This window comes from Pseudomonas sp. S36 (assembly GCF_016647875.1).
Classification (GTDB): Bacteria; Pseudomonadota; Gammaproteobacteria; order Pseudomonadales; family Pseudomonadaceae; genus Aquipseudomonas; species Aquipseudomonas parafulva.
In genome coordinates this window covers 1-9,437 of the sequence record NZ_JACVVG010000082.1, presented here as the reverse complement: position 1 = coordinate 9,437, position 9,437 = coordinate 1, and the positions used below count along the sequence as shown (strand labels likewise).

The window sequence follows — 9,437 nt, the reverse complement described above, 5'->3', positions numbered from 1 at the left end:
CGCCGCCCGCCATGGGGTGCGTAGCGCCCCCGGCGATGGCGGCGGCGCAGCTACGGGGGGGGGGGTGCTTTGCACCCCATCGCGAGCTGCGCTCGCTCCTACAGGTGTGGGGTTATTCCACGGTGACTTTGTCGCGGTTGCGCTCCAGCAGCGCATTGCCGATGCCCTTGATTTCCAATAACTCATCCACCGAGGTAAATGGCCCGTGGGCTTCGCGGTACGCCACGATGGCCTCTGCCTTGGCCTTGCCGATACCGTTCAGTTCTTTCTGCAGCGTGGCGGCATCGGCCTTGTTGATGTCCAGACGTGGTAGCGCTTCAGGGTGCTGTTGGGCGACCACCTGCAGCGGCTCCAGCACCGATGGCGTGCTAGCCGGCGCGGCGCTGAGGGAAAACGACAGGCTGGCGAACAGGGGCAGTAGCAGATACGACAATACGTTGTTGCGCATGGTGAAACTCCTAGGGTTGATCAGTGTGCGGCAGCTTTTCCTTCGGCTGCGCAGACAACCCTAGCGGTGAAACCCGGCGTTAAACAGGTAGCAGGCGGGGTGAACGGTTACCAGTTAAGACACGCCCCCATAAAGGTTTTCTTACCCGGAGCGGATGCCTGTTTGAGCTTTCGGCGAGTCTGCGGGCCGCTCACCAGCGGCCCGAACGCATCTCTGACGGGGGTGCGCTTGTAGTCCTACACCCCACGCCGTTTTTATCTGTCTACCGGCCCCTGGCGGCGTTGCAGGTATACCCAGTCCACAATATCGCCCTGTGGTGAATAACCGCTTACCAGCTCCCGCAGCAACTGGCGCACCCGGGTGAAATCATCTTCAGCCACGGCAGCCAGCAGCGCCGTCAGGCGTTCGCGCAGCAGCTCCCACGCCACGAAGTCCTCGTTGGCCACCATGATCATGGGGTGCGCGGTGGGGGCTACGTCGTCACCGATCAGCAATTCTTCGTACAGCTTCTCGCCTGGGCGCAAGCCGGTGAAGTCGATGGATATATCCCCCTGGGGGTTGGCCGGGCTGCGCACGCTCAGGCCAGACAGGTGAATCATCTTCTCGGCCAATTCGACAATGCGTACCGGCTCGCCCATGTCCAGCACGAACACATCACCGCCCTGCCCCATGGCCCCAGCCTGCACCACCAACTGGGCGGCTTCGGGGATGGTCATGAAGTAGCGGGTGATCTTGGGGTGGGTCACCGTCAGCGGCCCACCGGCCTTGATCTGCTGGTGGAACAGCGGAATTACCGAGCCCGACGAGCCCAGCACATTGCCGAAGCGCACCATGGTGAAGCGGGTTTTGTTCACCCGGGCAATCTTGTTGCAGTCGCCGTACAGCACCGGGGCAGCTTCGCGGCTGAGCGCCTGCAAAATCAGTTCGGACAGCCGCTTGGTGCTGCCCATCACATTGGTGGGGCGCACAGCCTTATCGGTGGAAATGAGCACAAAGTTCGCCACCCCCGTCTGCAGCGCCGCCTGGGCTGTGCACAGGGTGCCGTAGACGTTGTTGAGGATGCCTTCGGCGATGTTGTGCTCCACCATGGGCACATGCTTGTAGGCGGCAGCGTGGTACACCGTATCTACCCGCCAGGTGCCCATCACATCGGCCAAGTGCTGCTGGTTGCGCACCGAGCCCAGAATGGGCAGCAGCTGCACGGTCAGCGACTCACGGGCAATACGTTGCTCCAGCTCGCTGAGAATGCTGTACAGGTTGAATTCGGCGTGGTCCAGCAGCAGCAGGGTCTTGGGCCCAAGGCCGATGATCTGCCGGCACAGCTCCGCGCCTATGGAGCCGCCGGCACCGGTGACCAGTACCACCTGCTTGTGCACGCAGCGCTCCAGCAGGCCGTCCTGGGCGGGCACAGGGTCACGGCCCAGCAGGTCGGCGATGTCCACGTCCTGGATGTCATCCACCTTCACCCGCCCGGTGGCCAGGTCGGCGAAGGCTGGCACGCTTCGGACATGGAGCGGGTAAGGCTCAAGCAGCGCCAGGATCTCCCGGCGCCTGGCGCGGGTGGCAGATGGCAGCGCCAGCAGCACCTCCTGTGCGCCGGTTTCTTTCAGCATCTGCTCCAGGTGCTTGGGCTTGTACACTTGCAGGCCGGAAATCACCCGGTTGGCCAGGTCACCGTCGTCGTCGATGAACGCCACCGGCCGCATCACCCGGCCCATGCGCAGGGCCGCCAGCAGCTGGTTACCGGCTGTACCGGCACCGTAGATGGCGACCTTGATCATGCCATCGTCACGGTTGGCGAAAGGCATCTGGTGGGCACCGGTGAACCAGTCACCCAGAAAGTACTGGCGCATGATCAGGCGTAACCCGCCGATGATGACCATGCTGAGCCACCAGTAGTTGAAGATGATCGAGCGTGGGACCACTTCCTGGTGGTTGCTGTGCCAGTACACCAGCACCGCCAGAATCAGTGCCGACAGGGTAACGGCCTTGATGATGGTGACCAGGGCGTCGTTGCCGAAGTAGCGCATGACGGCGCGGTACATGCCGAACCGGATGAACAGCGGGATGGCAACGCAGGGGGCCACCATGAACAGCCAGGTGTGTTCGACGATGGGGTTGTACATTTCGTCGACGCCCAGGCGCACGATGAATGACAGCCACAGGGCAAGCCAGATGAGCACTACATCTGTGCACACCTGAATGAGGCGCTTCTGTCGGCGGGACAGGTTGACCAGGTATTGGCGTAGCCTGTCGCTTTTCGCATTGCTCATGGGGCTTTCCTCATGGCAAGAACACCTCGGGTGAAGCCGTTGGGCGCTGCGGTATCAGCAGCGCTGAAAAACGCTGGGTGGCGCCTGTAGTGCTGGAGCATCCTATTCTTTTTCCCCTGCATGGTAGGCGATTGCCAACAGTATCAGAGGCGCATAGGCCACCAAGGTTCCCCATGCCCCATCGAGTTTGAACACCACGACCACGACAGCGACCGGCAGCAGCCAGCCCAGGTTGATGGCCGCCACCGCCAGGCTTACCGGGCGATGGCTGCCGTGACGCCGCGAAGCGTACTGGTAGGCGTGGCTGCGGTGCGCTTCGTAGACCTTCTCGCCGCGCAGCAGGCGCCGCCCCAAGGTGAAGGTGGCGTCGACCACAAATACACCCAAAAGTATTAACCACCCCCAGAATAGTAGCGGGTCTACCCAACCTGCCAGTAATGCCAGCAAACCGAGTGCCATGCCGAGGAAACCGCTGCCGGCGTCGCCCATGAAAATGCGCGCCGGGGGGAAGTTCCAGATCAGGAAGCCAGTCACGGTGGCCGCCAGCAGCAGCGGTAGCCAGGCCGCATCGGGCGCACCCACCAGCCAGAACAGCAGCGTACCGCCCAGGCACACGCAGATGGCTTCGATACTGGCAATGCCGTCGATACCGTCCATGAAGTTGTAGAGGTTGAGCAGCCAGACGAGGTACAGCAGGCCCAACGGTACGCTAAGCCAGAGCGCGTGCAATGGCCACCCGAAGATATCAATGGGTGGCATGCCCCCCATCCAGGCCAGCCCCCAGGCGGCAGCGGCGAAATGGCCCAGCAGGCGCCAGCGTGCGGCGATATGCCCGTGGTCGTCCATAAAGCCGATGACGGCCACCAAACCGCCCGCCCCCAGCACAGCTACCAGGGCTGACGGGTCTACTGCATCCCAAAGCGCAAGCCCTAGTGCCCCCACCAAAAACGCAACGACGAACGCCAGGCCTCCACCGCGCGGCGTTGGCAGCGTATGCGAACTACGTGCATTGGGCACATCCAGCAGGCTGCGAGCCAATGCATAGCGCCGCAGCGCACCGGTCATCAGCCAGGCTGCCAGGCCTGCAATCACAATCAGCCAAATCATCGGTGGTGAGCTTCCAGAAAAGGTCGGGCAGCCAGGGTCAGGCCTTGCTGCAGCGTGTAAGGAGGGTGCCAGCCCAACAGTTCGCGGTTCTTGGTGATGTCCACCTGCAGCGAGCCCAGCAAGCGCTGCGCCAGATCCCGACGGCCCAGCAGCGAAGCGGCGGTTTTCAAGAGAGCGGCGGGTACCGGCAGGAGCCTTGCTGGCCGGCCCATCGCTTGGCCCAAAGCCCGCAGTAGCTGGCTGAGGGAAACATCGTCGCCATCGCTGGCCAGGAACGTCTGCCCCGCTGCGGCCGGGTGCTCGATGCAGGTGGTGACCAGGTCAACCAGGTTTGCCAGCGATACCAGGCTGCGGCGGTTGTGCACCGCGCCCAATGGCAACGGCACACCGCGGTGCACCCAGCGCATCATGCTGAGGAAGTTGGCCTTGACCCCGGGGCCGTACACCAGCACCGGGCGAATCACCACAACCTCCATGCCAGTGCTTGCAGCCAGCGCATGCAGGCCTTGCTCGGCTTCGTGCTTGGACACGCCGTAAGCATCCTGGGGCGCAGGCTTATCATCGGCCCGCAACGGGCTGCCTGGCTGGCTGGTTTCACCGTTCACCTTGATGGAGCTGATGAAAATGAAACGGCGCACACCGGCGGCGGCGGCCTGCCGTGCCAGGTTCAGCGTGCCCTCCACGTTGACCCGGCGAAACTCGGCAAGGCTATCGGTAGCAGTTTCATGCATCACGTGCACGCGTGCGGCGGCGTGTACCACTACATGGATGCCAGCCAAGGCTGCTGCCCAGTCGGTGGCTGCGTCCAGATCCTTTATAGTGACTGACGGCATTGCCGCAACCGGAGCCATTGCGCCACTGCGCAGGGCCGCACGTGTAGCCACCAGGTCGCTGTGAGCCAGTTGCCTGCACAGGGCACCGCCGACAAAACCACTAGCACCGGTAACGAGTATTGTGGGTCGTTCCATGAAATTCGTTCTCGATTCGCCCAGGCGTCATTGAAGAGCTTGCGCGCCTTGTTTGGCCGTGTATCGCTGCTACAACAAACTGCGGTAGAGCTCGGCATACGCACTGGCCATGGCCGATGCCGTGAACACCTCTTCGTACCGCCGCTGTGCCTTCACACCCATGGCCCGCGCCATCTCAGGGTCATCCCATAGACGCTGCATGGCCTGTGCCAATGCGGCGCCATCGCGCGGCGGTACTACCAGACCGGTCTGGTCGGCCAGGTTGATGAAGGTAGTGCCCGAGCCCATCTCGCACGAAACCAGCGGCTTGCCGTACATGGCGGCCTCCAGCAACGAAATGCCGAATGACTCGGAACGCAGGTGCGACGGGAAGGTAAAGGCATAGCACAGCTCCAGCAGTGCCACCTTGTCCTCGTCCGGCAGGCCACCCAGAAACTGCACCTGCTCCAGGCCGGCATCCGCCGCCTGTTGCCGCAGCTGAGCCTCCAGGAAGCCACCACCCATGATCACCACCGGCAGGCCGCTGATGCGCGCCGCCTCCAGCAGGTAGTCCAACCCTTTGTAATAGCGCAGCGCGCCAACGAACAGGAAGAACCGCTGTGGCAGGCGTGCCCGCCAGTAGGCGAGCTTTTCCACGCTGGCCTGCGGGTAGGTGGACCTGTCCAGACCATAAGGGATGATCGACACCTTGTCCTTAAACTGCGTCAGTACCGGGCTATGGGCGGCGTAATTGGGTGAAGACGCCACAACCCGATCCACGCTGGCAAAAAAGCGGTTCATCAACGGTTGATACAGCTTGAGCAGCCATTTCTGCTTGACGATGTCCGAGTGGTAGCTGACCACGGTCGGCTTGTTCACGCCGGCCATGAAGTGCACCAGGTCCATGTACGGCCACGGGAAGTGGAAGTGAACAATGTCGGCCTGGCTGGCCAGCTCGCGGAAATCCTTGAACGCAGACAGGGAAAAGCCTGTGGAGGCTACATGCAGGTCCAGCTTCGAGCGGTGGGTCAGGTGGTTGGCCACGGGTTCGTTGCGCGCAGCCCCGCGGCTACTTAAGTACAACACTTCAGGCTGGATGCCATGGGCTTGGGTACCCTCGGCGATCTGGAAGATCACCTGCTCGATGCCACCCATGGAGTCCGGGTAGTACGTTTTGAAAAAATGCAGAACCTTGATCATCGCGCCCTGACCGCTTTGTAAACCTCGAGGGTGCCCTGGGCGCAGCGCTCCCAGGAGAATCCACCGGCATGCGCCAAGCCTTGCGCCACGGCTGCCTCGCGCCAGGCTTCGTCTTCCAGCCCGCGCTGCAACAGCGCAGTCAGGGCTTCGACATCATCCGGCGCGCACATCAGCGCTGCCGGGCCGGCCACCTCCGGCAAAGACGAACTGTTGGAGCACACCACCGGCACGCCGGAACTCATCGCCTCAAGCACGGGCAAGCCAAAGCCTTCGTAATGCGAGGGGAAGGTAAACAGCCTGGCGCCGGCGAACAGCAAGGGCAAGTCTTCGCTGGGCGCAAAGCCCAGGTAGCGGGCCCACCCCTGCTGCTGGGCCTCAGCGATGCGGGCATGAATGGCCTCGCTGCGCCAACCGTGGTAGCCGGTGATGATCAACGGCCAGCGGCGGCGGAGTGCCAGGGGCAGCCGGCCATAGGCATCCAGCAGGTTCTGCAGGTTCTTGCGCGGCTCGATGGTGCCGACGAACAGGCTGTAGCCGCCCGGCTCCAGGCCGTGACGGGCGAGCCCTTCCCGCAGCTGCGCAGGGCTGCGGGGGTGAAACTCGGGCGAGCTGGCCAAGGGCACAGTGTGAATGCGCTCAATGGGCCAGTTGAAATAATCTGCCAGTTCTTGCCGGGTATAGGCCGAGTCGGTGATGAGCGCATCGGCGCGGTCCAGCGTGAGCGTGAGCTCTTTTTGCAGGTAGCGCGCCAGCTGGGGAGTGTGGCAATGCGCCCAGGTGAACGGCGACAGGTCGTGGAAGGTGGCCACGCTGCGGCCGGCAAATTTCGGCAGGTAGTAGTTGGGGCTGTGGTAGAGGAAGTCATCATGCCCGCGCAGTGCCCGTTGCCGCAGGTAGGGCATCAGGCGCCGATAGGCTTCCACAGCCAGGGCGTTTTTCTGCACGAAGCGCTTGAGCCCGTGCACCGCGTCCGATTGCTGAGCCGGCTTGGGCAGTTCGGCCAGAAACCTGCGCCCGGCAAACAGGCGCAGTTGGCTGATGCCACTGCTGTGTTGCAACCGGCTGGCCAGTTCGTAGGTATAGCGGCCAATGCCGGTCAGTGGAAAGCGTACAGGCTCAACGGAAAGAATGACCTTCATTTACCGGCAAGCATCCAACCCAGCGTTTCATCCAGCGCAGGCGTTTCCCAGCCAGGCACCAGTGCGCGCAGGCGGCTGTTGTCGCCGCACAGGGTTTTTACTTCATTGGCGCGCACGAACGCAGGGTTTACCTGCACATCCAGCGTATGGCCGGTAATGGTTTCGCACCTGGCGATCACTTCGCGCAGCGAATGGGTAATGCCTGAGCTTACGTTCACCGTCTGGCCGACAGCACGTGCCTCGATCAGGCCGCGATAAGCCCGCACCACCGCACGCACATCGCTGAAATCGCGCCATACGTCCAGGTTACCCAGCTCGATGGTGCTGGCCTTGCGCTGGAAGTGTGAAACGATCTTGGGCAGCAAGAAGTTTTCAGCCTGCCCTACCCCGGTGTAGTTGAACGGACGCGTGATAACGATAGGCAGCCGGTCGCACCATAGCCGTGCCATATACTCCATCGCCAGCTTGCTGACGGCGTAGTCGTTGGCAGGCGCGGGTGGCGTCTGCTCGTCCAGCATCCCTTCGGAAACATTGCCATAAACATTGGCGCTGCTGGCGACCAGCACACACTCAGGTGCTTTGCCACAGGCCGCAATGGCTTCGAGCAGGTTGCGCGTGCCGATCAGGTTCACCTGATAGAAAGCATCGGCAGCGCCGTGCCCGACAAACGCAATGGCAGCCAGATGCACGACCACATCTGGCTGCACTTCGGCCAGCAACGCGTGCAAGCCAGGCCCATCAGTAAGATCAACCTGGTGGTAGCCGGGCACTGCCAATGGCTGGCTCCCGGTACCGATCACTTCATAACCATGGGCCCGCAGTTCGGCCGCCATATAGCGGCCCGTAAACCCTTGTACCCCGGTGATTAGCGCGCGTTTGCTGGCCATTTGCATCAGAACGAGAACCCTTTTTCGTTACGACGCAGGTCGGCTTCGACCATCATGCGGCACAGCTCTTCCAGGCTGGTTTTAGGCTCCCAGCCCAGTACTTCTTTCGCTTTGGCTGGGTTGCCGATCAGCAGCTCGACTTCGGCCGGGCGGTAGAATTTCGGGTTGATCACTACCAGCACTTTGCCGGTGGCGGCGCAGGTGCCCTGCTCGGCTTCATCCTTACCGGCCCAGTTGATCTCGATGCCAGCTGCCTTGAAGGCCATGGTGACAAAGTCACGTACGGTTTCGGTGCGGTTGGTGGCCAGTACGAAGGTGTCTGGCTCGTCAGCCTGCAGCATGCGCCACATGCCTTCGACGTACTCTTTGGCGAAGCCCCAGTCGCGCTTGGCGTCCAGGTTGCCCAGCTCCAGCTTGTCCAGCAGGCCCAGCTTGATCTTGGCGACCGAGTCGGTGATCTTGCGGGTCACGAACTCACGGCCACGCAGGGGCGACTCGTGGTTGAACAGGATGCCGCTGGTGGCAAAGATGTTGTACGACTCGCGGTAGTTGATGGTCATCCAGTGGGCGTACAGCTTGGCCACACCGTAGGGGCTACGCGGGTAGAACGGGGTGGTTTCGACTTGCGGAATTTCTTGCACCTTGCCGAACATTTCGGAGGTGGAGGCCTGGTAGAAGCGTACCTTCGGGTTGACGATGCGGATGGCTTCCAGCAGGTTGACCGCGCCCAGGCCGGTGATTTCGGCGGTGGTCAGCGGCTGTTCGAAGGACACACCTACGAAGCTTTGCGCAGCGAGGTTGTAGACCTCGGTGGCTTCGGTGGTTTGCAGCAGGCGGATGCTGGCCGACAGGTCGGTGAGATCGTACTCGACCAGGTGCAGGTTAGGGTTGGTGTGGATGCCCAACTCCTCGATGCGCCAGAAGTTAACCGAGCTGGTGCGACGGTAGGTGCCGTACACCGTGTAGCCCTTCTCCAGCAGCAGTTCCGCCAGGTAGGCGCCGTCTTGACCAGTGATCCCAGTAACGATTGCTTTCATGCGACTTAACCAACTCCGATAGTGCCGTGCGGGCATGTGTGATTATTGGGCGTGACGCAGCGCTTCCAGCCGCGCGCATTCAGTTCGATGCCGCAGTATACATGGGTCGGGGGGACTACTCGACTTGCAAACCACCGAAGCACCGGACGCCGCTGGTCAGGCCTTGTTGAACGGGTTAGGAACCGGTGGTGGAGAATAAGTTCCGGGGGAGGATATCGCCAGCTTGGCTGGTGTAGGAATGTTCCGAAGGTGAGCACTATCAGCCCCACCACCTTCTTCAGGCAAGGCACCGGTTCGAGGGTGCATCATGGCCGTTAAGTGTTCGCCGCAACACGCTCTGCGCCTGTTAGACCGAGCGCCGCCCGCGCGGCGCATCGCGAGCTTTGCTCGCTCCTACGT

At 62.2% G+C, this 9,437-nt stretch carries 8 protein-coding genes; all 8 read right to left on the bottom strand.

The window, feature by feature from the left end:
- Positions 1 to 112 precede the first annotated feature (112 nt).
- Positions 113 to 448 (bottom strand): ComEA family DNA-binding protein, encoded by a 336-nt coding sequence (locus IAE36_RS23180; RefSeq protein ID WP_201165217.1) that lies wholly within the window; start codon positions 446 to 448, stop codon positions 113 to 115.
- A 254-nt stretch (positions 449 to 702) separates the two neighbouring features.
- Entirely contained in the window at positions 703 to 2,721 is a 2,019-nt protein-coding gene (locus IAE36_RS23175) for a polysaccharide biosynthesis protein (protein WP_201214942.1), read from the bottom strand.
- A gap of 102 nt (positions 2,722 to 2,823) precedes the next feature.
- Entirely contained in the window at positions 2,824 to 3,828 is a 1,005-nt protein-coding gene (locus tag IAE36_RS23170; RefSeq protein WP_201214941.1) for an MraY family glycosyltransferase, read from the bottom strand.
- Positions 3,825 to 4,796, bottom strand: coding sequence for a UDP-glucose 4-epimerase family protein (locus IAE36_RS23165; protein ID WP_201214940.1), 972 nt, complete (start codon positions 4,794 to 4,796; stop codon positions 3,825 to 3,827). The genes IAE36_RS23170 and IAE36_RS23165 overlap by 4 nt, the downstream gene beginning before the upstream one ends.
- A 69-nt stretch (positions 4,797 to 4,865) precedes the next feature.
- Positions 4,866 to 5,975 (bottom strand): glycosyltransferase family 4 protein, encoded by a 1,110-nt coding sequence (locus IAE36_RS23160; protein WP_201214939.1) that lies wholly within the window; start codon positions 5,973 to 5,975, stop codon positions 4,866 to 4,868.
- Positions 5,972 to 7,114, bottom strand: coding sequence for a glycosyltransferase family 4 protein (locus tag IAE36_RS23155; RefSeq protein WP_201214938.1), 1,143 nt, complete (start codon positions 7,112 to 7,114; stop codon positions 5,972 to 5,974). Before IAE36_RS23155 ends, IAE36_RS23160 begins: the two co-directional genes overlap by 4 nt.
- Entirely contained in the window at positions 7,111 to 8,007 is an 897-nt protein-coding gene (locus IAE36_RS23150; RefSeq protein WP_201214937.1) for a GDP-mannose 4,6-dehydratase, read from the bottom strand. The genes IAE36_RS23155 and IAE36_RS23150 overlap by 4 nt, the downstream gene beginning before the upstream one ends.
- Positions 8,007 to 9,038, bottom strand: a complete 1,032-nt coding sequence (gene gmd / locus IAE36_RS23145) for a GDP-mannose 4,6-dehydratase (protein ID WP_201214936.1) — start codon at positions 9,036 to 9,038, stop codon at positions 8,007 to 8,009. The genes IAE36_RS23150 and gmd overlap by 1 nt, the downstream gene beginning before the upstream one ends.
- Between the last annotated feature and the right edge of the window lie 399 nt (positions 9,039 to 9,437).